This window comes from Pseudomonas endophytica, assembly GCF_001411475.1.
In the GTDB taxonomy this organism is placed as follows: domain Bacteria; phylum Pseudomonadota; class Gammaproteobacteria; order Pseudomonadales; family Pseudomonadaceae; genus Aquipseudomonas; species Aquipseudomonas endophytica.
Genome location: NZ_LLWH01000174.1, coordinates 1 through 22347 on the forward strand (window position 1 = coordinate 1; position 22347 = coordinate 22347).

The 22347-nt window shown below is 54.6% G+C and carries 22 protein-coding genes; 9 read left to right on the plus strand and 13 right to left on the minus strand.

The window, feature by feature from the left end:
- Positions 1 to 56: 56 nt before the first annotated feature.
- From AQS70_RS13645 to AQS70_RS13665, 5 genes are all read right to left on the minus strand, one after another.
- A complete protein-coding gene (locus AQS70_RS13645; protein ID WP_055103302.1) occupies positions 57 to 737 on the minus strand; it encodes an amino acid ABC transporter permease in 681 nt (226 codons plus the stop codon).
- Between the two features lie 3 nt (positions 738 to 740).
- On the minus strand, positions 741 to 1469 hold the full coding sequence (locus AQS70_RS13650) for an amino acid ABC transporter permease (RefSeq protein WP_055103303.1): 729 nt from the start codon (positions 1467 to 1469) through the stop codon (positions 741 to 743).
- Between the two features lie 73 nt (positions 1470 to 1542).
- Complete coding sequence (locus tag AQS70_RS13655; protein WP_055103304.1) at positions 1543 to 2349, minus strand: ABC transporter substrate-binding protein; 807 nt, start codon at positions 2347 to 2349, stop codon at positions 1543 to 1545.
- Positions 2350 to 2567: 218 nt separating this feature from the next.
- On the minus strand, positions 2568 to 3956 hold the full coding sequence (locus AQS70_RS13660) for a sensor histidine kinase (protein WP_055103305.1): 1389 nt from the start codon (positions 3954 to 3956) through the stop codon (positions 2568 to 2570).
- Complete coding sequence (locus AQS70_RS13665) at positions 3934 to 4617, minus strand: response regulator transcription factor (RefSeq protein WP_055103306.1); 684 nt, start codon at positions 4615 to 4617, stop codon at positions 3934 to 3936. Before AQS70_RS13665 ends, AQS70_RS13660 begins: the two co-directional genes overlap by 23 nt.
- A 186-nt stretch (positions 4618 to 4803) precedes the next feature.
- Between AQS70_RS13665 and AQS70_RS13670 the strand changes: the two genes are divergently transcribed.
- Positions 4804 to 6159, plus strand: coding sequence for an MATE family efflux transporter (locus AQS70_RS13670; protein ID WP_055103307.1), 1356 nt, complete (start codon positions 4804 to 4806; stop codon positions 6157 to 6159).
- A 100-nt stretch (positions 6160 to 6259) separates the two neighbouring features.
- Positions 6260 to 7273: an AraC family transcriptional regulator gene (locus AQS70_RS13675; protein WP_055103308.1), complete on the plus strand. Its 1014-nt coding sequence runs from the start codon at positions 6260 to 6262 to the stop codon at positions 7271 to 7273.
- Between the two features lie 4 nt (positions 7274 to 7277).
- Here AQS70_RS13675 and AQS70_RS13680 read toward each other — a convergent pair whose 3' ends face one another.
- A complete protein-coding gene (locus tag AQS70_RS13680) occupies positions 7278 to 7502 on the minus strand; it encodes a YgdI/YgdR family lipoprotein (RefSeq protein ID WP_055103309.1) in 225 nt (74 codons plus the stop codon).
- 187 nt (positions 7503 to 7689) lie between these two features.
- Here AQS70_RS13680 and AQS70_RS13685 point away from each other — a divergent pair, with 187 nt between their 5' ends.
- Positions 7690 to 8394 carry a YoaK family protein gene (locus tag AQS70_RS13685; RefSeq protein WP_055103310.1) on the plus strand — a complete coding sequence of 235 codons (705 nt, stop codon included), beginning with the start codon at positions 7690 to 7692 and terminating at the stop codon, positions 8392 to 8394.
- Positions 8395 to 8599: 205 nt separating this feature from the next.
- A complete protein-coding gene (locus tag AQS70_RS13690; RefSeq protein WP_055103311.1) occupies positions 8600 to 9106 on the plus strand; it encodes a hypothetical protein in 507 nt (168 codons plus the stop codon).
- A gap of 48 nt (positions 9107 to 9154) precedes the next feature.
- On the opposite strand, the gene AQS70_RS13695 is transcribed toward AQS70_RS13690, so the two are convergent.
- Positions 9155 to 9484 carry a hypothetical protein gene (locus tag AQS70_RS13695; protein WP_055103312.1) on the minus strand — a complete coding sequence of 110 codons (330 nt, stop codon included), beginning with the start codon at positions 9482 to 9484 and terminating at the stop codon, positions 9155 to 9157.
- Positions 9485 to 10221: 737 nt separating this feature from the next.
- Here AQS70_RS13695 and AQS70_RS13700 point away from each other — a divergent pair.
- From AQS70_RS13700 to AQS70_RS13720, 5 genes are read left to right on the plus strand one after another with little or no spacing between them, the layout of a single operon-like run.
- Positions 10222 to 11886, plus strand: a complete 1665-nt coding sequence (locus tag AQS70_RS13700; protein WP_055103313.1) for an AMP-binding protein — start codon at positions 10222 to 10224, stop codon at positions 11884 to 11886.
- A 22-nt stretch (positions 11887 to 11908) separates the two neighbouring features.
- Complete coding sequence (locus AQS70_RS13705; protein WP_055103314.1) at positions 11909 to 12670, plus strand: SDR family NAD(P)-dependent oxidoreductase; 762 nt, start codon at positions 11909 to 11911, stop codon at positions 12668 to 12670.
- Between the two features lie 10 nt (positions 12671 to 12680).
- On the plus strand, positions 12681 to 13874 hold the full coding sequence (locus tag AQS70_RS13710) for an acetyl-CoA C-acyltransferase (RefSeq protein ID WP_055103315.1): 1194 nt from the start codon (positions 12681 to 12683) through the stop codon (positions 13872 to 13874).
- An 8-nt stretch (positions 13875 to 13882) separates the two neighbouring features.
- On the plus strand, positions 13883 to 15010 hold the full coding sequence (locus AQS70_RS13715) for an acyl-CoA dehydrogenase (protein ID WP_055103316.1): 1128 nt from the start codon (positions 13883 to 13885) through the stop codon (positions 15008 to 15010).
- Positions 15011 to 15026: 16 nt separating this feature from the next.
- Positions 15027 to 15800 carry an enoyl-CoA hydratase gene (locus AQS70_RS13720; RefSeq protein ID WP_055103317.1) on the plus strand — a complete coding sequence of 258 codons (774 nt, stop codon included), beginning with the start codon at positions 15027 to 15029 and terminating at the stop codon, positions 15798 to 15800.
- Between the two features lie 145 nt (positions 15801 to 15945).
- Here the strand turns inward: AQS70_RS13720 and AQS70_RS13725 are convergent, their stop codons facing one another.
- The 6 genes from AQS70_RS13725 to AQS70_RS13750 all read right to left on the minus strand — a co-directional run bounded on the left by AQS70_RS13725 (position 15946) and on the right by AQS70_RS13750 (position 21877).
- Complete coding sequence (locus tag AQS70_RS13725) at positions 15946 to 17097, minus strand: acyl-CoA dehydrogenase family protein (protein ID WP_055103318.1); 1152 nt, start codon at positions 17095 to 17097, stop codon at positions 15946 to 15948.
- A 3-nt stretch (positions 17098 to 17100) separates the two neighbouring features.
- Positions 17101 to 18207, minus strand: coding sequence for an enoyl-CoA hydratase/isomerase family protein (locus AQS70_RS13730; protein ID WP_055103319.1), 1107 nt, complete (start codon positions 18205 to 18207; stop codon positions 17101 to 17103).
- A 157-nt stretch (positions 18208 to 18364) separates the two neighbouring features.
- On the minus strand, positions 18365 to 19135 hold the full coding sequence (locus AQS70_RS13735) for a 3-hydroxybutyrate dehydrogenase (RefSeq protein ID WP_082428109.1): 771 nt from the start codon (positions 19133 to 19135) through the stop codon (positions 18365 to 18367).
- Between the two features lie 120 nt (positions 19136 to 19255).
- Complete coding sequence (locus AQS70_RS13740) at positions 19256 to 19537, minus strand: peptidylprolyl isomerase (RefSeq protein ID WP_007952068.1); 282 nt, start codon at positions 19535 to 19537, stop codon at positions 19256 to 19258.
- Positions 19538 to 19629: 92 nt separating this feature from the next.
- Positions 19630 to 20511, minus strand: coding sequence for a lipase family alpha/beta hydrolase (locus tag AQS70_RS13745; RefSeq protein WP_055103320.1), 882 nt, complete (start codon positions 20509 to 20511; stop codon positions 19630 to 19632).
- Between the two features lie 274 nt (positions 20512 to 20785).
- A complete protein-coding gene (locus tag AQS70_RS13750; RefSeq protein ID WP_055103321.1) occupies positions 20786 to 21877 on the minus strand; it encodes a 3-deoxy-7-phosphoheptulonate synthase in 1092 nt (363 codons plus the stop codon).
- Positions 21878 to 22347: the final 470 nt, after the last annotated feature.

The following is a 22347-nucleotide window of genomic DNA, read 5'->3' on the forward strand; positions in this document are numbered from 1 at the left end:
ACCGCGTAGGAGCGAGCTTGCTCGCGATCTTTTGATCTTTTAAAAGATCGCGAGCGTCATATATGGGCCTTGGGCTTTACCAGCCGATTGGCGATCACGTCTAGGCTGCTGCAAAACACGAAGTACACCAGTGCCACGAACAGGAAGATCTCGGTCGGGTGCACCATGACCCGGTTGCTGACTTGGGTCGCAACAAACGACAACTCTCCCACGCCGATCACGTACGCCAGCGACGTGTCCTTAATCAGTGAAATCCATTGATTAAGGAACGAGGGCAGCATCATCGGCAACGCTTGCGGCAAGATAATCAAGCGCAACACTTGCCATGCGCTCAACCCCAATGCTTTACCTGCGGCCCATTGCCCGGCAGGCAAGCTACTAATACCCGCATACACTGAATGCGCAAGGTACGCGCCGCCAATCAACGACAGGGCGAATACCACCGTGGCCAGCGCCGGGACGTCGACATTGAATACGATGGGCAGCAGAAAGTAGCTCCAGAAAATCAGCATCAGCACCGGGATCGCCCGTAAAAAACCCAGCACGCCGAGCAATACCCAGCGCACTTTTGAACGAATCATCACCAAGGCCACGCCCAAAATCAGCCCTAACATCGCTGAAATCACCCCGGACAACAGGCTCAGTAATAGCGTCAGGGCAGCGCCGCCCAGAGGACCATTGGGGTAGGCACCGAGTAAAAAGTACGACAGGTTGTCGCTAATCACCGAAAAGTCCATGGCTCAAAGCACTCCCTGGCGATACCACTTGCTGCGCGCGATCATCTGTCCGATCACTTCGAGCAGGGCAACACTCGCCACATACAACAGGGTTGCGAAACCAAAAGCCTGAAAGGTTTTGAAGGTCTCAGTCTCGACCTGGCGGGAGGCGTAAGACAGCTCAGCCAAGCCAATGGCCATGGTCAGGGACGAGTTTTTCAGGGCATTCATGTACTGCCCCAGCAGCGGCCCCAGTGCCGTACGCAGTGCTTGCGGGAAGACGATATAACGCCATACGTGCGCCGCTCTAAACCCCAGCGCCAAACCCGCAGCCCGTTGTTCAATGCGCACTGAACTGATGCCTGCACGCAACTCTTCGCAGATAAAGGCGGCGGTGTAGAGCATCAACCCCCAAAACCCAGCCAGAAACTCAAACGATGGCCATTCAATCTCGAACAGACCAAAATCCAAACTGCGCGGCTGGTTGAGCCATACCACCAGCCCTTCAGGCAGCATCGCGGTGACCCCGAAATACCAGAAGAACAACTGCACCAGCAGCGGTGTATTGCGAAACAGCGCTAAGTAAGCCCGTGCCGACCATGACCAGAGGCGCGTATGCGAGATCCTCGCCAGGCACAGCAAAAACCCTACTCCAGTGGCTACTAGGCAGGTCAACAACGAAAGGATCAGGGTTAAAACAAAGCCATCAAACAGCCAATGCAGGTAACGCGGGGCAAGCAGTTCACCGAACATACACAGCGTCCATCCAGAAACACATAAACCCGTCCGGTAGTCCGTGACGGGTTACGGAACGTGCTAGCGCGACTTAGCGCTTGTCGCCGATTTTGTACAAGCGAGTCAGCGGCGTTTTGGTCGCTGGGCCGAACCACGCGTCGTAGATGGTTTGTGCTTTACCGTCGGCTTCAAGCTCGGTGAGGGTTTGGTTAACCACTTCGGTCAAACGCGTTTCACCTTTTGGAATGCCCACGCCGATCAAGTCATTGGAAATGGTGAACGGCGGCACTTCGTACTTATCTTTGTCTGGCACATTGGCCAGCAAGCCGATCAGCTTCGGGCCGTCCTGAGTGATGGCTTGCACATTGCCATTGCGCAGGGCTGTGAAGGCGAACGGTGTGTCATCGTAGGCAATCACTTTTGCGCCTGGGAATTTCTCGCGCAGTACACCTTCGTTGACCGTGCCCTTGTCGACGCCAACGCGCCAGGTGTTCAGGTCGGCTTCGGATTTGAGGGTGCCTTTTTTAACGATAAATTGCTGGCCTGACGCGAAATACGGAATGCTGAAGCTCACCTGCTCGGCGCGTTCTGGGGTGATGGTGAAGTTAGCCAGTACCAAATCGACCTTGTTCGACACCAGCAGCGGTACGCGGTTAGCCGGGTTGGTGGGTTGCAGTTGCAGCTTCACACCCAGCTTGTCGGCGATGGCTTTGGCATAGTCCACGTCCAGCCCTTCGATTTGCTTGCTGTTGGCGTCGACAAAACCGAACGGTGGGTTACTGTCAAACGAAGCCACACGCAGGACCCCGGATTTTTTGATGTCATCCAAGCGATCAGCGTGGGCCAGGCCCGACAAAACAGCCAAGGTCAGAGCGGTGAGGGCAGTGAGTTTTTTCATGTCGTTCTCATCATGAGTTAGAAGATTTATGACGAGAGTGTTGCAGGAAATACCTGCTTTAAAAAAGAATATAAAAAGATTTGTATATTCCATTTGGAAATATAAGAGCGAGCATGTTGCGTGATCTTTTGATCGTTAAAAGCTCGCAGCCTGCGGCAGCTCCTACAGTTGATAGTTGTGATGTGTGGGGTGTAGCTGTTTCTGAAGGCTGCGATCTTTTACACCACGTTCATCAAGCTTTGTCGGCAATGTAACGTCAGCTTGGCGCCGCCGCTTTTGCGGCTGCCCACTTCAAGGCTGAAGCCGTGCAAGTTGACGATGGCGGCGACGATGGACAGGCCCAAGCCAAAACCACTGTGTTTCTCGTCACAGCGGTAGAAACGTTGGAACACCGCTTCACGCTCGGCCTCGGGTATGCCGGGGCCGGTGTCGAGGACTTCGATGAGCGGGCTGCCGTCTTCGTTGGCGGCCCGTAAGATCACTTCGCCGCCCGGCGGGGTGAATTTGATTGAGTTGCTGAGCAGGTTGGCCAGCGCCTCGAACAGCAATGCACGGTCACCGGTCATGCCGGGAAGTGTGGGGGGCGTGTCTAACGTTAAGGTGACCTGTCCTTCTTCAGCCAGCGGCAGGTAGAAGTCATACAGCTCCTGGAGCAATGGCAGCGGGTCTAGGGGCAAGAAGCCTGAGCGTCGCTGATGATCTTCCAGCTCGGAAATCCGCAATAGCCCACGAAAGCGCGCCATTAAGGTGTCAGTTTCGTGAATCACTTCGTCCAGTTGCAGGGCCTGCGGGGAGCCTTCTACCGCTTGTTGTTGAATTCGATAAAGCTGTGCCCGCAAGCGGGTGAGGGGGGTACGCAGGTCATGCGCGATGTTGTCACACACCCCTTTGACTTCATGCATCAGGCGCTCAATACGGTCGAGCATGGCGTTGACGATAGCTGCCAGCATATCCAGCTCGTCACGCCGGTTAGACAGCGGCAAGCGGTAGGTCAAGTCACCCGAGACAATGGCTTCGGCACTGGATTGGATCGCTCGAATGCGCTGCAAAGGGCGTCTGCGTAACAGGTGCCAGCCCACAATGCCGGGGATAATGGTCAGTGACAGCCCCCAGAACAGGGCGTGCAAGATGATCCGCGTGACGGCAAACAGCGAGCCGTTATCACGCACTAAGACCAGCAAACGGCCGTCGCGAGTTTGGGTGGCAACGGCGTCACAGCTGTCTTGCGGTAAGTCAGGGTCGTCGGAGGTGAGGCAGGTGCCCAGTTCGTGGATCTGACCGTCCAGTGGCAGATCGGGCGGGATGCTGAGGATGGGGCCGCTAATGGGCTGGTGTTGTGCATCGAACAGCCCATAGGCATCAACGGTGCGTAAATCAAATTTCATGCTGGTGGCCAGCGCCTCATCCAGTTGCTCGCCTTCAAAATGTGCAAACAAGTGTTGGCGCTGCATCAGTGAGTGCTTGGCCAAGTTGCCTAGATAGTGCGAAACCTCGTAGTACAGCACCCCCATCAGGATGCAGCTCCAAGCCACAAACAAAAAACTGTACAGCGCCAGTAAGCGGCTGCTGGAGGAGCGCCAGCCCTTAGACGGGTTCGGCAATGACATAACCCGAGCCTCGAACGGTACGAATCAAGGGCACTTGGCCCACAGGGTCAATTTTTTTGCGCAGGCGGCCAATGTGTACGTCGATCAGGTTGGTGCCAGGGTCGAAGTGATAGCCCCAGACTTCTTCAAAAATCATCATGCGCGAGAGAATTTGCCCTGTGTTGCGCATCAGAAACTCGAGCAGTTTGTACTCGGTGGGCAGCAGGCTCAATTGTTGTTCGGCGCGGCTGGCCTCACGGGTCATTAGGTTGAGTTCTAAGTCGGCCACTCGCAACGTAGTTTCGTGCTTGTCGGTAGGGCTTTGGCGCCGTAATAGCACTTCTACCCGGGCGGCCATCTCGTCACTGGCAAAGGGTTTGGTCAGGTAGTCATCGCCACCTGCCCGCAGGCCCCGGACACGCTCGTCCACGTCGGATAGAGCACTGATCATCAGAATCGGTGTGCTGACACCAATAGTGCGCAGCGTGGTGACAATGGCCAAGCCGTCCAGCTCTGGCAGCATGCGGTCTAGGGTGATGAGGTCATAGTCGCCACTGACTGCACGTACCAAGCCCTCTCGGCCATTGGCAACCCAGTCAACTTCTAGCCCGTGGCTACTTAGCTCGGCCACGATCTCTTTCGCCGTTACAGCATCGTCTTCGATGGTCAAAATGCGGGTCATACCGTCACCTGATTGGCCTATGTCAGCAGTGAGCACATTTTGCCTCTAAAAAGCTGAAACGTTTTTTAAATATTATTCATCTTCAGCTTAGCGTCAGCAAAGGGTAGCCAAGATTGTGTTTGATCACCGCAAAACCGTAGCGGTGAGGTATAACGCGTCACCGCTTTTGATTTAGGACTCTCTGTCATGCAAAACCCGACACAACGGCCGCTATGGCAGATCTATCTGATCTTTCTGGCGCCTATGGTGCTGTCCAATTTCTTACAGAGTTTTTCCGGCACGCTCAACGGCATTTATGTGGGCCAATTGCTGGGGACTCAAGCGTTGGCAGCCGTGTCGGGTATGTTTCCAATCATATTTTTCTTTATTGCTCTGGTGATCGGTCTTGGGGCGGGTGCTTCAGTACTGATTGGCCAGGCTTGGGGGGCAAGTGAAACGTCAAAGGTCAAACAGATCACCGGCGCCACGTTAACCCTAGGGGCTGTGGTGGGTCTAGTGGCTGCGGTGCTTGGCAGCGTGTTTGCTCGACCGGCAATGGAGGCGTTGGGCACCCCGGCTGATGTGCTTGATGAGGCTGTGGGTTATGCGCGGGTGATGATGCTGATCATGCCGCTGTTGTTGGTGTTCATTCTATTTACTCAGTTATTACGCGGGGTTAGCGACACCGTTTCGCCCTTGCTGGCGCTGATGGTTTCAACGGCTGTGGGCTTACTGTTGACCCCAGCGTTGATCTTGGGGTGGGCCGGATTACCGCAAATGGGCATTCAGAGTGCAGCCATTGCAGGGCTTTTCGGTAACGTGCTGGCGATGGTTTTCTTGGTGCTGCGGTTGCGCCATAAAAATCACGTGATGGCGCCAGATCGGGAGCTGTGGCTAGCATTGCGTTTAAACCGTGAAATTCTCGGCAAAGTACTGCGTATCGGCTTACCAACCGGCTTGCAAATGGTGGTGTTGTCGCTCTCGGAGTTGGTGATCCTAGCGCTGGTCAACAGTCATGGCTCTCAGGCTACTGCGGCCTACGGGGCAGTGACGCAAATCGTCAATTACGTGCAGTTTCCGGCCCTGTCGATTGCTATTACCGCCTCGATCTTAGGCGCCCAAGCGATTGGCGGCGGACGCGCTGAGCGTATCGGCCCGATTTTGCGCACGGGTTTGCTGATCAATCTGTGCCTGACCGGCGCGTTAATCATGCTGGGTTACGTGTTGTCCGATTGGTTGCTGGGGCTGTTCATCACCGACGCCCAGGCACATCTTCGCGCTGAACACCTGCTCCACATTATGCTCTGGAGCATTCTGGTATTTGGCTTCCAGGCCGTGATCGGCGGGATCATGCGCGCCAGCGGTGTGGTGCTGGTACCGATGGGCATTACGATTTTCTGTGTGCTGTGCATTGAACTGCCCGTGGCCTATGCGCTCAATGCGCACTTCGGCCTTGAAGGCGTATGGATGGCTTTCCCGGTGACTTATGTTGCGATGCTGATACTACAGACCCTGTACTACCGCTTGGTCTGGCGGCACAAACCGATTAAGCGGTTGGTTTAAACCCAAGTGCAGTCTATGAAACCCAACCACTACTGGCTTTTTGATCTGCGCTGCTTAAGATGGCCGACATCTTAATGTTGTCGGGCTTGGATCAGGGCCAATGTTGAACAAAGACACCATCTCTATTCAGTTGGTGCGTGAAGCGCTGTTGCAGAGTTGCGCATCAGTTAGCGGCATGCATGAAGTGCTACAAAAGGTTGGCATTAACCCGGCGTTGTTGGACGAGCCCAATGCGCGCGTGCCAGCCATCGCCTATGCCCGGATGTGGCGGCTGCTGGCGCGACGTTTGGACGATGAGTTTTTCGGCATGGACCCCCGCAAACTTCGTGCCGGAAGCTTGGAGTTCATGTGTCGCTCGGCCATGGCTCAGCCCACACTCGCACAGGGCGTGGAATCGGTCTTGGGGTTCTTGTCGCTCATGCTTGAACGTTTACCGGCGCGTCTGGTGCGCCAGCAAAGCGTGGCAGAAATCGTGGTGCACGAGCCTGAAGGGCAGTCGAGTCGCGCTTTCACCTATTTCGCCTACTGGATGATCGTACATGGTGTTGCCTGTTGGCTGGCTGGACGTCGAATTCCGATTCTGGCGATTGAGCTGCGCTGCGCTCAGCCCGACTACTGCGGTGACTATGAGGTGATGTTTTCCGATAACCTGCGTTTTGATCGCCCGCGCACGCGGATGATTTTTGCGGCCGATTATCTGGATGCACCCATCAAGCGTAGCGCTGAGGAGCTGCGACGATTTTTGGCTCAGGCGCCGGCTAATATTTTGGTTAAATATCGCGACCCGCAAAGCCTAGCGAGTCAGATCAAACAGGCTCTTCGGCACTTGCCAGCCGACCTGTGGCCCGAAACCCAAGGTATGGCGCAAAGCCTGTGCATGTCCGCATCAACCCTGCGTCGACGTTTGGCTGAAGAAGGGCAAACCTACCAAGGACTCAAGGACGGAGTGCGTAAAGAGTTAGCCATTGGTTGGTTGGCCGAGCCAGACCGTAGTTTTGCGGATATCGCTTTGCGTCTGGGGTTTGCGGATACCAGCTCGTTTTACAAAGCTTTTCGCAAATGGTCCGGCACCAATCCTGGGCACTATCGCAGTTTGATTCTGAGCGGTAGCTGAGCTGTCATTTATTGGCCTTGATGGTGGCTACCTCATCGGCTTTAACCTTGACTTGCTTACCCGCAATGTCTTGGAACTCATAAAAGCCGTTGGCATTTTTGGTGTTTGGCAGATCTTTAGTCAGGTACTGAGTGCCATTTTGCAGGGTCACTACGCTGGGGGTTGAGCAGCCAGCCAGAGTTAAAAACGCCACCACGAGCACAGGCAGACTCTTAATGTTGATCTTCATACCACGTGTCCTTGAACTGTTTGCGAAATAAAAATGAAGCACGCAGAGCGGTGTGTATTAGACGCGCATTTTGGACTTGGTTCGCTTATCCCTACAATTAAAATGGTGTTTTCGTACAAGTAATGCGTCTGTTTCGTGCTTTGGTACCTATATTTACGCTGTATCTCATTAAAAAGGATTGGGTTTAATGCCTCGCGTGCCCTTGAAAAAATCGAGCAATCCAAGGTTTGTGCGTATACGAGCTTTGCGTAACCACGTGGGTTTAGGGTTTGTAGCAAGCTTGTCGGTGCTGGCAGGGATGACCGATGCCATTGGTTTTTTGGCCGTGGGTGACTTCATTTCATTTATGAGTGGTAACACCACGCGGTTGGCGGTGGCCGTTGGTGAAGGTGATGTGCAGATCATTGTGCGTTTGGGGTGTGCAGTATTGGCGTTTGTCGTCGGTAATGCATTGGGTGTCGTGGTTGGGCGCTTGGGCGGGCGTCGAGCCTTGCCATTGATGCTACTCATCTCGGCCCTGTTGTGCACATCGGCACTGCTTCCGTTGGAAGCGCAGATACCTACATTTTTAACCGCGGTATTGGCCATGGGCATGCTCAATGCGGCGGTCGAGCAGGTCAATGGTTTGCAAGTGGGTTTGACCTACGTCACCGGAGCCTTGTCGCGCTTTGGTCGCAGCCTCGGTCGTTGGCTGCTGGGCGAGCAACGTCCGAGTTGGCGTTTGCAGGTTGCGCCGTGGACGGGAATGCTGGCTGGCGCTGTATTGGGGGCCATGCTTGAGGCGCGGTTTGGGGTCCATGCAATGCTGTTTAGTGCGGGGTTTGCTGCGTTGTTGGGTCTGGTTTCGCTGAAAATCCCACGTCGCTGGCAACGTGATTACATGCCCAAGTAATGGGGCTAACGTGAATGAGTACCACGCTGGATGTACGTGAGTGGTGAGTACTCATAAGTAACTGTACAACTTTTGGGACAATCCGTTTTGTAATGCCTGCTGTATAGAAGCCTGTGAACGTGTAGTTTCTCCAGCGTTGTACTTAAAGACCTTGGTTTGAAAGCTATTTAAGACCCTGTGTCATTGTTTATTGTTAGGAATAACCATGCTGGATATAACTGCAAAAAAAATCTTCGCTGGCGCTTTTATGGCGACTCTTTTATCAGGTGTCAGCGTTGCCTACGCGGCGCCTGTAGACCCTCTCAACATTGCTGGTCATTATCAGTGCACAGGGTTTGACAGTCATGATGGCCCGCTGCAAGGGGATCTGGTATTAACTCTGGATGAAGACGCCAGCCAGTTTGACAAAAGTTTTGGGGCTTATCGTTTAAAACTGAATGTCGGAACTGAAGCGGCACCTGTTACCTACACCGGTTATGCTGCTGCGCAGGGGCAGTTGCTATCCATCTACTTTGCCAATGACAGTGCGCAGGCGCCCACAGATCGGGGCGTCGGCATCGCTGTAATAACCCATGATCAAGACAGCCAAGGCCAATACACCACAACATTGCATAAATCTTATTACTTACCTGACTATATGCGCGACAGCCAAGATGGATATGGTCCTGGCGGACGTGGCACTGAAGTTTGTATTAAAAAGCCCACTCATTAAATGCATAAAACCCCGGATAGAGTCCGGGGTTTTATTGGCCGACAGTTATCAGCTGTAGCTGTTAACTTTTACCAGGGATTGCTCGGTTTGAGCCTTTTCCCATGTCAGCGTTAGTGTTTCTAACACGCTCGCCATGAACGCTTTGTCAGCAGCGGCTTTTTTACCGACGTAGCCTTGGCCGCGACGGTACATTTTGAGATGAGCTCGCATGTGTGGGCGATCTTTCTCGAATTGGGTTTCTTCCTTGCACGCTACGACGCGTTCAATATGAACATCGCCTTTCTCACAGACCCACAAGATGTGGTCGTTTAGCGTGTCTTTCTGAGCAGCGAAGAGTCGAGCCAGCTCGTTAACAGTCGGTTGGTTATTCAGGTTCATAGCTAACTCCTTGACCACTCGTTGATCTGTCTAATTGATTCGTGCAACTGCTCATGCAGCGCTACGTAGTGTCCATCTAAAGCAGATCTGGCCTTGAGTCCTGCAGATGTAGTAGCGAAATAAAACACTACAACATGCTGCCTACCGCGAGGGAGAGCAACGTTAACCAGGATGCTTGAGCGACAAGTCGCATCACCACAAGCCTCTTGAGGACGTTTCGCTAGCCTCTCACGTCTTAAAAACGGACGATTAAGCCAGGTCAGCTTCATCAATTCTGCCTTGTGGGCAGTACCTATCCCGGAACAGCTCGACAGCTCGTCGAGCATGCTTGCAACAACCCTTTCCAGCGCTTCCGGTGGGGAAGACGTCTGCATAATGCGATGGGAAATTTGTGTCGTCAACCAATATGTAGTGTTTATTTTTATTCACTACATATGTGACTGGCGGGTCGCTTTTGAGTGTGCCGGTCATCTGCCTTAAGGCGTCGAGATGGTTATCGAAGGCGTGATTCGGGCATGTAAGACACTTGCTTATAGGCGGGGGAGGTGAGGTGTATGCCAACGCATTTTGCAGACCGCGGCAACTGACGGTATGGAGTGCTCGATGACTTTGTATTGGCCAAAACAGTCAGGCAGTTTGAGCGGTTTGACCATTGTTGTAGAGCCTTTGCGAGGCGACTATCAGTAGGATTTTTCACGGCTCCCATTCCTAAAAATAATGACCGAGGGATTCTGCTGATGCGCGACTATCTGACCGCGACGAATGACTTTGACTACCAACGGACGGTGGCAGGTGCACTGACCGGGCATTTGTCGGCACTCAATGCCTGTGTTGAGTGTTGCGACCGACATGCCTTGCCGGGTCGTATTGCATTGTTTTGGGAGGGGCGCGACGCCAGTAGCGCGACGTACACCTTCACCGACTTGCAGGATAAGGCCGCGCGTTTTGCCAATTTCTTACGGGCCCAAGGTGTCAAGCAGGGGGACAAGGTGGCAGGCTTACTGCCGCGTAATGTCGAACTGCTAATAGCCGTACTGGCCACTTGGCGCATCGGTGCGATTTATCAACCTCTGTTTACTGCATTTGGGCCCAAAGCGATTGAACACCGCCTCAACAGTTCAGGGGCTGTGATAGTGCTAACTGATGCGCTAAACCGCCCCAAACTTAATGAGGTTAACGATTGCCCAGCTATCGTTACCGTGGCTGCCGCCAAGGGCCAAGGCCTGGTGCGCGGCGATTACAGTTTTTGGGCGGAGCTGGACAACTATTCGGCGGTGTGTGAACCCGTGTTGTTGAACGGTGACGACCCCTTTCTCATGATGTTTACCTCGGGCACGACTGGCCCCGCCAAGCCGTTGTTGGTGCCGCTCAAAGCGATGGTGGCTTTCCAGAGTTACACCCGTGATGCGGTAGATTTGCGCCCAGAGGATTCATTCTGGAACTTGGCCGATCCGGGGTGGGCCTATGGGATCTACTACGGAATCACCGGGCCTCTGTCGATGGGCCATCCGATTACGCTTTACGACGGTTCGTTTACGGTTGAAAGCACCTGTCGAATCATCAAGAAGTACGGCATCACCAACCTCACAGGGTCACCGACTGCCTATCGTCTACTGATTGCGGCAGGTGAGGCGTTTTCAAGCAAGATCAAAGGCCAGTTACGTGCCGTCAGTAGTGCGGGTGAACCTCTTAACCCAGAAGTGATTCGCTGGTTCGCCGAAGAACTCAACGTGACCATCCACGACCATTACGGGCAAACCGAAGTGGGCATGGTGCTGTGCAACCATCATGGATTGGAGCACCCGGTGCACATGGGCGCTGCGGGCTTTGCCTCACCTGGCCACCGGATCGTGGTCTTGGACGACAATCATCAAGAATTGGCTGTGGGTCAGCCAGGCATTTTGGCGGTCGATCGCAGTCAGTCACCGATGTGCTGGTTTGCAGGCTACCAAGGTCTGCCGACGAAAGCGTTTGTTGGCAATTACTACTTGAGCGGCGACACCGTTGAATGGAACCCGGACGGCAGCATCAGTTTTGTTGGGCGCAGCGATGACGTGATCACCACCTCGGGTTATCGCGTTGGGCCTTTTGATGTGGAAAGCGCCTTGATCGAACACCCGTCTGTAGTTGAAGCCGCGGTGGTCGGCAAGCCTTGCCCTGAGCGGACCGAGCTGGTTAAGGCGTTTGTGGTGTTGAACCCGCAATTTTTAGGTGATGCACAACTGGCCGAAACCCTGCGTTTGCACGTGCGCCAGCGTTTGGCGGCGCACGCTTACCCCCGTGAAATCGAATTTGTCAGCGAATTGCCGAAAACCCCAAGCGGCAAGTTGCAGCGCTTTATTTTGCGCAATCAAGAAATTGCCAAGGCTGAGCAGGCGCAAAACGCCAAGGCTACAGCCTGATATCGAACCCTCAGGAACCCTTATGCAAATCGAAAACAAGGTTTTTATCGTCACCGGTGGCGCATCCGGTTTAGGTGCAGCCACAGCTGAGATGCTCGTTAAAGCGGGTGCCAAGGTGATGTTGGTCGATCTAAATGCCGAAGCTGTGGCCGCGCAAGCGAACCGACTTGGCGTACAAAGCACGGTCGCGGATATCAGTCAGACGGATGCAGCAAAGGCTGCTGTGGATGACACTGTCGCCGCGTTCGGGCAGGTCAATGGCTTGGTGAACTGTGCCGGGGTTGTCCGGGGTGAAAAAATACTTGGCAAAAACGGCCCCCATTCGCTGGAGAACTTCAGCCAAGTGATTAACGTCAACCTGATTGGCAGTTTCAACATGCTGCGTCTGGCGGCCGCGGCAATTGCCGAAACGGCAGCTGATGCCGATGGCGAACGGGGAGTGATCATTAACACGGCGTCAGTCGCCGCGTTCGATGGGCAAATCGGTCAGGCCGCCTATGCAGCTTCCAAGGGCGCGATTACCAGCTTGACCTTGCCCGCAGCGCGTGAGCTGGCTCGTTTCGGGATTCGGGTCATGACCATCGCTCCGGGCATTTTCGAAACACCCATGATGGCCGGTATGACGCCTGAGGTTCGTGATTCTTTGGCCGCGGGAGTGCCGTTTCCGCCACGCTTAGGCAAGCCGAGTGAATACGCGTCGCTCGCCCAGCACATTATTGAAAACAGCATGCTTAATGGCGAAGTCATCCGTCTCGACGGCGCCCTGCGCATGGCCGCGAAATAAGAGGTATGAAATGACCATTGCCAATGATCCGATTGTTATTGTGAGCGCGGTACGTACGCCCATGGGCGGCTTCCAGGGCGACTTCAAAAACCTGACCTCGCCGCAGTTGGGCGCTGCTGCGATAAGCGCAGCCGTTGAACGCGCGGGTATTGACCCGAGCAGTGTGGACGAAGTGCTGTTTGGTTGCGTGCTGTCAGCCGGGCTGGGCCAAGCGCCTGCGCGGCAAGCGGCACTCGGAGCCGGGTTAGACAAAGGTACGCGCTGTACCACGTTAAACAAAATGTGCGGTTCGGGCATGCAAGCTACGATTCTGGCCCATGACCAATTGCTCGTCGGGAGTGTCGATGTGGTGGTGGCGGGCGGTATGGAGAGTATGTCTAACGCGCCGTACTTACTCGATCGCGCGCGTAGCGGCTACCGTATGGGGCACGGCCGGGTGCTTGATCATATGTTTCTCGACGGCCTAGAAGATGCGTACGACCGTGGCCGTTTGATGGGCACCTTCGCTGAAGATTGCGCGCAGGGCCATGGTTTCACCCGTGAGGCTCAGGATGAGTTTGCAGTGGCATCGCTGATGCGTGCGCAACAAGCGATCAAGGATGGCAGTTTTAAAGCTGAGATCGTGCCAGTGCAGGTCGCAGTCGGTAAAGAACAGCGCTTGATCAGCGATGACGAGCAGCCGCCGAAGGCTAATTTGGCGAAAATTCCGACCTTGAAACCGGCGTTTCGCGAGGGTGGCACGGTGACAGCGGCCAACTCCAGCTCCATCTCCGATGGCGCGGCGGCGTTGGTGCTGATGCGTCGTTCGCAAGCGCAAAAGCGCGGTCTAACACCGTTGGCGGTGATCCATGGTCACGCGGCGTTTGCCGACGAGCCAGGGTTGTTCCCGACTGCGCCGATTGGGGCAATCAAACGTTTGATGGACAAAACAGGCTGGAATGTGTCCGAGGTCGATCTGTTTGAGATCAACGAGGCGTTTGCAGTTGTCACCTTAGTGACCATGCAGGAGCTGGGGCTAGCGCACGACAAGGTTAACGTCTATGGCGGTGCCTGCGCCCTTGGGCATCCGATCGGTGCATCGGGTGCGCGTATTCTGGTTACCTTGCTTTCAGCCTTGCGCCAGCGTCAGTTAAAACACGGCGTTGCTGCTATCTGCATTGGCGGCGGTGAAGCCACGGCGATTGCCGTGGAATGCCTGTACTAAGGACTTTTATGCTGCCTACCTTCGAACAATTACAAATTCGCGAAGCGGCCCAACAGTTTGCACAAGAGCGCTTGAAGCCTTTTGCGGCTGAGTGGGACAAACATCATCGCTTTCCTCGTGAGGCGGTCGCTGAGATGGCCGAGTTGGGCTTTTTTGGCATGTTGGTGCCAGAAGAGTGGGGTGGTTGTGACGTGGGGTATCAAGCCTACGCGATGGCCCTAGAAGAAATCGCCGCCGGTGATGGTGCCTGTTCCACGATCATGAGCGTGCACAATTCGGTGGGCTGCGTGCCGATTCTTAAATACGGCACCGAACAGCAAAAGCGCGATTTTTTGTTGCCGCTGGCCAGTGGCGTGCAGCTGGGCGCGTTCGCCTTGACTGAACCACAAGCAGGTTCTGATGCCAGCGACCTCAAAACCCGTGCTCGTCGCGATGGTGATTACTACGTGCTCAATGGCTGCAAACAATTCATCACATCCGGGCAAAATGCTGGGGTCGTGATCGTGTTTGCGGTGACAGATCCGGCGGCAGGTAAGCGTGGCATCAGCGCGTTTATCGTACCCACCGACTCGCCTGGCTACAGCGTGGCCCGGGTAGAAGACAAGCTGGGACAGCATGCGTCAGATACCTGCCAGATCTTATTTACTGACTTAAAAGTACCCGTCGCCAATCGCCTCGGCGAAGAAGGTCAGGGCTACAAAATCGCCTTGAGCAATCTTGAAGGCGGGCGCATTGGAATTGCCTCCCAAGCCGTCGGCATGGCCCGCGCCGCCTTTGAGGTTGCCCGTGACTATGCGCGTGAGCGCGTGACCTTCGGCCAACCGCTGATTGAGCATCAGGCAGTGGCGTTTCGCTTGGCAGATATGTCGACGCAAATCGCTGTCGCCCGGCAAATGGTTCAGTACGCCGCGGCGTTGCGTGACAGTGGTCAATCGGCGTTGGTTGAAGCCTCGCAGGCCAAACTGTTTGCCTCGGAAATGGCTGAACAGGTGTGTTCCAAGGCATTGCAAACCTTGGGGGGGTATGGCTATTTGAACGACTTCCCGTTGGAGCGAATCTATCGCGATGTGCGGGTGTGCCAGATCTACGAAGGCACCAGCGATATTCAGCGCATGGTCATTTCGCGCAATCTTTGAATTGAGGACGTTACTGATGAGCTACGAAACCATTTTGTTAGACATTCATGGGCAAGTGGGCCTGATCACCTTAAACCGGCCGCAGGCGTTGAATGCCCTGAATGCTCAGTTGGTCAGCGAAGTGAATCATGCTTTGGACGCTTTGGAAGCGGATAACAGCATTGGATGCATCGTCATCACTGGCTCAAAAAAAGCCTTTGCTGCCGGCGCAGATATCAAAGAAATGGCGGAGCTGACTTATCCGCAGATTTACCTTGAAGACTTGTTCTCGGACAGTGATCGAGTATCGACCCGTCGTAAACCAATCATTGCGGCAGTGGCTGGTTTTGCCTTGGGTGGCGGTTGTGAACTGGCGATGATGTGCGACTTTATTTTGGCCGGCGATAACGCAAAATTTGGGCAGCCGGAAATCAACTTAGGTGTGTTACCGGGCATGGGCGGCACTCAGCGTCTGACGCGTGCTGTGGGCAAGGCCAAGGCCATGGAAATGTGCCTCAGTGGGCGTTTGATGGATGCCGTTGAGGCAGAGCGTTCGGGGTTGGTGGCGCGAGTGATTGCAGTGGATGAGTTGCTGGACGAAGCGTTGAAAGTAGCCGCCACGATCGCCAAAAAATCGCTGCCGGTGCTGATGCTGACTAAAGAAAGTGTTAATCGTGCGTTTGAAGTGAACTTGACTGAAGGTGTGCGTTTTGAGCGTCGAGTTTTCCATTCGCTGTTCGCCACCCATGATCAAAAAGAAGGCATGGCAGCCTTTGTCGGCAAGCGTGAAGCGCAGTTCAAGAACAGCTAAACGTCGTCTTCAGTTGGTGTAAGGATGCTTGTATGTGGTCTTTTGCTTTTGACGATCAAAAGATCGCAGCCTGCGGTATCTACGAAAACTTTTATCCAGTTAGCCACGCGAGAGCGCGGCAACTGGACTAAAGAGTACCGCCTGACTAGATCAGATAATTCTTCAGCTCTCGGGCAATCACCATGCGCTGAATTTCACTCGATCCTTCGTAGATCTGAGTAATGCGTGCGTCGCGGTAGTAACGCTCCACTGGATAGTCTTCCAGATAGCCATAGCCGCCATGAATCTGGATAGCTTTGGAACACACAAACTCGGCTATTTCCGAAGCAAACAGTTTGGCTTGTGAGGCTTCTGACAAGCACGGTTTGCCCGCGCTGCGCAGGCGCGCGGCGTGCAAGATCAACAACCGGGCTGCGTTCAGCCGAGTTTGCATATCCGCCAGCATGTTGGCCACGCTTTGGTGCTCAATGATGGCCTTGTCGAATTGCACTCGATCACGGGCGTAGGCCAAGGCTGCTTCAAAAGCAGCTCGTGCAATGCCCAGTGCTTGTGCAGCAATGCCGATGCGTCCGCCTTCAAGGTTGGACAGGGCGATGGCTAGCCCTTTGCCGCGCTCGCCCAATAAATTGGCTTCTGGCACGGTGCAGTTATTCAGCGTTACGGCGCAGGTGTCCGATGCACGAATACCCATTTTGTGTTCTGTGCGGTCAACGATAAAACCGGGCGTGTCGGTGGGTACTAAAAAGGCCGACAGGCCTTTTTTACCGAGTTCTGGATCTGTGACGGCGAATACAATGGCCAGTTTGGCGCGCTTGCCGTTGCTGACAAACTGCTTGGCGCCATTAATCACCCATTGACCGTCACGCAGTTCGGCTCGGGTACGTAAATTGTGGGCTTCGGAGCCCGCTTGCGGCTCCGTCAGGCAGAAACAGCCGATAGCTTGACCGCTGGCCAGTTCGGCCAACCAAGTTTGCTTTTGCGCTTCATTACCGTATTTGAGGATCGGGCCGCAGCCCACGGAGTTGTGAATGCTCATAAGAGCGCCTGTGGCGCCATCACCGGCCGATATTTCTTCGACAGCTAACGCGTAAGCCACGTAGTCGACATAGGTGCCGCCCCATTCCTCAGGGACGACCATGCCGAGCAGACCGAGCTCACCCATTTTTGACACCAGCGCGTCGTCGATCCAGCCTGCCTTTTCCCAAGCCTGAGCATGGGGAGCAATTTCGCCACGGGCAAAGTCACGCGCCATGTCCCGGATCATTACTTGTTCTTCAGTCAGTTCAAGGTCTTGCATGGCTCATACTCTGCTCTGTTTGAAGTCAGTGAAGAAACTGGCGACGTGCTTGGGATCAAGCTCGGCTAGGGTCGGGGGGTTCCAACGTGGATTTTTGTCTTTGTCGATGATCAACGCGCGCACACCTTCGATGAGGTCGCCGCGATCAAACCATTGGCGATCCAGGTGCAATTCGAGTACGAAGCACTGCTCAAGATTAAGTTGGCGGCTGTGGCGGAGCATTTCGAGGGTAACGCCCATGCCCAGCGGCGAGCGCGTTTCCAGCAGGTTTGCGGTTTCAATGGCCCACTCACGGTGCTGCTCTGCGGTGACAGCGCGCAGTTCAGCGACGATTTTAGGGACGCTGTCGTGGGCAAAAATTTCGTCAATCAAGGGTCGCAGCTTGGCCAGCGGAGCGTCGGGCAGCGTTTGTACCGCAAAGGTAGCCAGCAGCGCTGTGAGTTCTTCACGCGGGGATTTTTGCCACTTGAGTTGATCGAGACTCTGCTCCAGCTCAGGCAATTTGCTGCTGTCTGTGTACCAGTCTGCCAATCCGCAATACAACGCATCGCTTGCGCGAATCTGTATGCCGCTGACACCCAAGTAGGTGCCAATTTGGCCTGGAGTTCGGGTCAGGAAGTAGCTGGCGCCTACGTCCGGGAAATAGCCAATGGCGACTTCTGGCATCGCCAATCGGCTGCGCTCGGTGATTAGGCGCAGGCTAGAGCCTTGCGCCAAGCCCATGCCACCACCCAGTACGTAGCCATCCAATAGCGCGAGTACGGGTTTGGGGTAGCGATGCAAGGTGAGGTCTAGTGCGTATTCTTCTTCAAAGAAAATACTGTGCACGGTGTCTTTGCATTTATAGCTGTCATACAACGAACGTATATCGCCGCCAGCACAAAAAGCTTTTTCGCCAGCGCCGCGTAATACCACGGCGTTGATGACTGAATCTTTGGCCCAGGCATCAAGATGCTGTTGCAGGCTGCGGATCATTGGCAGATCTAACGCGTTCAGGCCGCTGGGGCGATTCAGGGTCAAGTAGCCAATTTGGTTACGGACTTCGGCAAGTATGGTGCTTTGAGTTGGCTCGACAGCCTGTGTCGGTGAGGATGAAACCTGAGCAGTCATCACTAACTCCCTGCTGTGTATTATTTTTAGAATGTGTCCGCGGGCGAACGATAGTCGATGCTAACAGTGCAAATTTACCGATTACAACCGTGATAAGTGCAGGGCTAGTATGCATTTTTGCACGGAGAACAGGCGCACAAACCCACAGCTTATTGCGTTATTGCGCCAGCCAACCGCCATCGACGTTCCAAGCGGCGCCACGAACTTGACTGCCCGCTTCGCTGCATAAGAACAGAACTAACTCGCCCAGTTGTGGCGGAGTCACGAACTCCAGTGACGGTTGTTTCTCGGCTAACAAGTCGTGTTGTGCTTGATAAGGGTCAATGCCTTGGTTGATGCGTTGATCTATCTGCTTTTGTACCAGCGGTGTCAGCACCCAGCCGGGGCAGATGGCATTGCAGGTGATGTTGCTGGCGGCCGTTTCGAGGCCGACAACTTTGGTCAGGCCAATCACCCCGTGTTTGGCCGCCACATAGGCAGCTTTGCCGACTGATCCTACAAGGCCGTGAACCGAGGCTATATTGACCACACGACCCCAGCCACGCTTGCGCATGCCGGGCAGGGTGAGGCGGGTGCTGTGAAAGACCGAGGATAGATTAATCGCGATGATGGAGTCCCAGCGCTCCACCGGAAACTCTTCGACACTGGACACGTGCTGGATCCCGGCGTTATTGACCAAGATGTCGATGCCGCCAAACTCGCGTTCGGCGTAGTTGATCATGTCAGCGATCTGCGCCGGGTCGCTAACATCGGCAGGGTGGTGACCCACCTTGCCGCCGAACTGTTGTAGGTCTGTAATGACTTTGCTGGCATCACCAAAACCGTTGAGTATCAGGTCGGCGCCAGCCTTGGCCAAGCTTTGGGCTATACCCAGACCAATACCGCTGGTGGAACCGGTAACCAAAGCAGTTTTACCTTTAAGGCTCATGATCAATTCCTAAGGTGGGACACGGTGAGTTCGTCGATTAGAAAACGTAGCACGAGGTTTGCAATTGCGGATACGAAACGGCCCACCAAAGGTGGGCCGTTTCGCACTTAACCGGAGGAATTAGTCCTGGCGGCTGGTGACTTCCAGCAGGTGATAACCAAACTGGGTTTTAACCGGGCCTTGCACCACGTTGATTGGTGCACTGAAGACGACGGTGTCGAATTCTTTAACCATTTGGCCTGGACCGAAAGAACCCAGGTCACCGCCTTGACGGCTAGAAGGGCAAGTGGAATTTGCCTTGGCGACCTCGGCGAAATCAGCGCCGCCTTCGATTTGCGCTTTGAGTTCGTTGCACTTGGCTTCGCTGGAAACCAGGATGTGGCGGGCAGTGGCTTTAGCCATGGGTGTACTCCTTGCAAGAAAGTGTTGAGCCTACCGGATTAAGTGGCTTTTTTCTCAGCAAAGTTCCCTGAGTATGTGACGGAGTCGTTGTGTCACAGCCCTTGCTCCTTGAGGCGTCGTGCATGCTCGACATACAGCGCCACAGGGTTGGCCTCACTACGAGTCATGCCGCCCATTTGGTTGACGGTGTCCAAGTGATCCATAGCGTAATCCGATTTGATCACTGTGCCTAAGTGTGAGCTGAATCGGCCAACCATACCGTCATTGGCTTTAGTCTCCCGGGTGAAGAAGCTGGAAAACGCTCTGCAGGCGCTGTGCATAGGGTCGAATATGTTCATTGATTCCGAGAGCAAGGAGCCTTTGATAATTCCGCTCCATGAGTAATAAAACACGTCATTGACCTGGGCTGCGCCCATGCCGCCCCACGTTTGCGGCAGACCTTGGGGGTATTTTTGGTTAAAGGCGCTCACACCTTGAGAGGTTAGTGCATTGAGTGCTTCAAGCGCATGTTGGGGCAATTGTGGCTTACCACTGAGCACTGACATGAAGGTGCCGAAAGCGTTGGTCATTGCTGCGGCCACCACTTCAGGCAAGGCGCCCGGAGTAAAGGCTAGGCGCAGTCTGTCGGCCAGCTCTGAACCATGATTGGGGCCGCTAACCGAGGTGACAGAAGCAACGGATTCAGGATCAACAGCTGCTGCATAACGCGAGGTGAGTGCGCCTTGGCTGTGTCCAATCAAATTAATTCGTTTTGATCCAGTTTGTCGGCGCAGATCATGTATTTGCTTAAGTAGTTGCTCGCCACGCGCTTCATTGCTGTTGGCGGCAGAGACTGAGGCGACAAATACATTAGCCCCTGCATCGTGCAGTGCTTCATGTATTCCATTGAAGTAGCTTAGGGAGCCAATTCGGTCGAAGCCAAAGAGTCCATGGACCAATAAAATGGGATGTTGAGTGTTTGCTATACCCGTCATGATGGTTCTCGATAAGGTGTTTTGAGGTCATATAAACACCTTAGTCGACGACTTGACGTTGGCAGAACGGGTTGCAGGGCGTTGCCGTCGCAAGGGTAGGGCTGGAGCTCTCGGCTCAGAGCAGTAGGTTGATAATTCTTAGTTCTAGAGGGAGGGTTCGTATAAAAACATGGAAGCTTTCAGACAGCTTTAGTCGTCTTACCTGTCAGGCGCGATCGACCTTGCGCAACCGTGAGCAAGGCCCATCGGTGCGCAATGATCAAATGATGTGTTGTTAACTGGCGGCGACTCGCGAGTGTCGTTGCTCTTGCAATTTGTATGCAGCATCGCTCAGTAATTGTTCGGTAGCCTCCCATCCTAGGCAGCCGTCGGTGATAGAAACGCCGTAGCGCAGGTCGCGGCTTAAGGGCTGGCATCCCTCAAATAGATGACTTTCCAGCATCATCCCAATCAATGACCGATCGCCTTCTAAACGTTGCGCCAGCACCTCATTGAAGACATCGGGTTGGCGCGAAGGGTCTTTACCACTGTTGGCGTGACTGCAGTCCACCATCAAGCGCGCCGGGATGGCGTTTTTTTCGAGCCCGGCGCGGGCGCTTGCCACGCTGCTGCGATCGTAGTTTGGACCGCTGTGCCCGCCGCGCAGAACCAGATGTGTGTCCGGGTTGCCTGGGGTCATGATAATTGCAGGATGCCCTTGGCTATCCACCCCGAAGTGACGGTGCCCATGTGCAGCTGAGCGCATGGCATCGCATGCTATTGCAACGCTGGCGTCAGTGCCGTTTTTGAAGCCGACAGGTAGGTTGAGACCGCTGGCCATTTCGCGGTGTATCTGTGATTCAGTGGTGCGGGCGCCAATCGCAACCCAGCCCAATAAGTCATCGAAGTAACCGGCGGCCATGGGTTGCAGCAGTTCAGTGGCAATCGGCAGACCCATGCGCAGCATCTCGATCATCAGCTCGCGTGATAACGTGAGGCCGTGCGCCATGTCGTCGCTGGCGTCCAAATGAGGATCGTAAGCCAAACCTTTCCAGCCGACGGTGGTACGGGGTTTTTCGACGTATGCACGCATTACCAGCAACATGTCATCGCTCAAGTCGTGAGACAGGGCGGCCAAACGACTGGCGTATTCAAGCGCGCTAATTGGATCGTGAATAGAGCAGGGGCCGACAACAATCAGCAGGCGGGAGTCTTCGCCGTTGAGGATGGCGCGTATGGCTTCGCGCTGTTGCCGTACTTGGCGGCTTAGCTGTGCGCTGAGCGGTAAGTGTTGCTTAAGCTCAAAAGAGCTGGGCAGGCGCTGGGTCAAGACGGTTTGAGTATCGGTGTGAGCAGTGTTTGGTAAAGCACAAATGGATGCGTTCATGGTGTTTGCTTCCTGGGCGGGCGGCGGGTTCTCCCGCGTGCTCAACCCTATTGGGGTGTTCGACAATTGGCCAGACTGGCTGTGAGTGCATGCTTGCCACCGATAGATGTCCGTTCGGAGGCGGCAGGCTGTCCCGAACGGCGGGTAATAAATCGCCAGGTAGCGCAAAGGTCGAAGCGGTAATAAGTGGTGTAGTTCATGTGTGCATTCCTCAATTAAATAATTTTTCAGGGCGCTGAAAAAACAAAACCCCCGGTCGGGAGGCCGACCGGGGGTGAGTATTCTCTGGTAGGCGACCCGTTTAAAGTGGCCGCCGGATGGGTATCAGGCGCGCCAGTGGCTAAACCAATACCCAAAATAAAATTGTGCAGTCGAGTGTGCATTGTTCGTGCGCACAGCAGCAGCTAGGCGCTGGGTAGCGACCTGCGTGCAAATTGCTGTATCCACGTGATGCGACATGTGTCTTCTCC

What these genes read in the sequence shown, in the direction of transcription:
- AQS70_RS13735 (WP_082428109.1), bottom strand. Translation starts at nt 19,135, where the DNA reads ATGAGCCTTAAAGGTAAAACTGCTTTGGTTACCGGTTCCACCAGCGGT.
- AQS70_RS13745 (WP_055103320.1), bottom strand. Translation starts at nt 20,511, where the DNA reads ATGACGGGTATAGCAAACACTCAACATCCCATTTTATTGGTCCATGGA.
- AQS70_RS13720 (WP_055103317.1), top strand. Translation starts at nt 15,027, where the DNA reads ATGAGCTACGAAACCATTTTGTTAGACATTCATGGGCAAGTGGGCCTG.
- AQS70_RS13730 (WP_055103319.1), bottom strand. Translation starts at nt 18,207, where the DNA reads ATGACTGCTCAGGTTTCATCCTCACCGACACAGGCTGTCGAGCCAACT.
- AQS70_RS13665 (WP_055103306.1), bottom strand. Translation starts at nt 4,617, where the DNA reads ATGACCCGCATTTTGACCATCGAAGACGATGCTGTAACGGCGAAAGAG.
- AQS70_RS13695 (WP_055103312.1), bottom strand. Translation starts at nt 9,484, where the DNA reads ATGAACCTGAATAACCAACCGACTGTTAACGAGCTGGCTCGACTCTTC.
- AQS70_RS13680 (WP_055103309.1), bottom strand. Translation starts at nt 7,502, where the DNA reads ATGAAGATCAACATTAAGAGTCTGCCTGTGCTCGTGGTGGCGTTTTTA.
- AQS70_RS13660 (WP_055103305.1), bottom strand. Translation starts at nt 3,956, where the DNA reads ATGTCATTGCCGAACCCGTCTAAGGGCTGGCGCTCCTCCAGCAGCCGC.
- AQS70_RS13710 (WP_055103315.1), top strand. Translation starts at nt 12,681, where the DNA reads ATGACCATTGCCAATGATCCGATTGTTATTGTGAGCGCGGTACGTACG.
- AQS70_RS13715 (WP_055103316.1), top strand. Translation starts at nt 13,883, where the DNA reads ATGCTGCCTACCTTCGAACAATTACAAATTCGCGAAGCGGCCCAACAG.
- AQS70_RS13740 (WP_007952068.1), bottom strand. Translation starts at nt 19,537, where the DNA reads ATGGCTAAAGCCACTGCCCGCCACATCCTGGTTTCCAGCGAAGCCAAG.
- AQS70_RS13685 (WP_055103310.1), top strand. Translation starts at nt 7,690, where the DNA reads ATGCCTCGCGTGCCCTTGAAAAAATCGAGCAATCCAAGGTTTGTGCGT.
- AQS70_RS13650 (WP_055103303.1), bottom strand. Translation starts at nt 1,469, where the DNA reads ATGTTCGGTGAACTGCTTGCCCCGCGTTACCTGCATTGGCTGTTTGAT.
- AQS70_RS13700 (WP_055103313.1), top strand. Translation starts at nt 10,222, where the DNA reads ATGCGCGACTATCTGACCGCGACGAATGACTTTGACTACCAACGGACG.
- AQS70_RS13750 (WP_055103321.1), bottom strand. Translation starts at nt 21,877, where the DNA reads ATGAACGCATCCATTTGTGCTTTACCAAACACTGCTCACACCGATACT.
- AQS70_RS13725 (WP_055103318.1), bottom strand. Translation starts at nt 17,097, where the DNA reads ATGCAAGACCTTGAACTGACTGAAGAACAAGTAATGATCCGGGACATG.
- AQS70_RS13705 (WP_055103314.1), top strand. Translation starts at nt 11,909, where the DNA reads ATGCAAATCGAAAACAAGGTTTTTATCGTCACCGGTGGCGCATCCGGT.
- AQS70_RS13690 (WP_055103311.1), top strand. Translation starts at nt 8,600, where the DNA reads ATGCTGGATATAACTGCAAAAAAAATCTTCGCTGGCGCTTTTATGGCG.
- AQS70_RS13670 (WP_055103307.1), top strand. Translation starts at nt 4,804, where the DNA reads ATGCAAAACCCGACACAACGGCCGCTATGGCAGATCTATCTGATCTTT.
- AQS70_RS13645 (WP_055103302.1), bottom strand. Translation starts at nt 737, where the DNA reads ATGGACTTTTCGGTGATTAGCGACAACCTGTCGTACTTTTTACTCGGT.
- AQS70_RS13655 (WP_055103304.1), bottom strand. Translation starts at nt 2,349, where the DNA reads ATGAAAAAACTCACTGCCCTCACCGCTCTGACCTTGGCTGTTTTGTCG.
- AQS70_RS13675 (WP_055103308.1), top strand. Translation starts at nt 6,260, where the DNA reads ATGTTGAACAAAGACACCATCTCTATTCAGTTGGTGCGTGAAGCGCTG.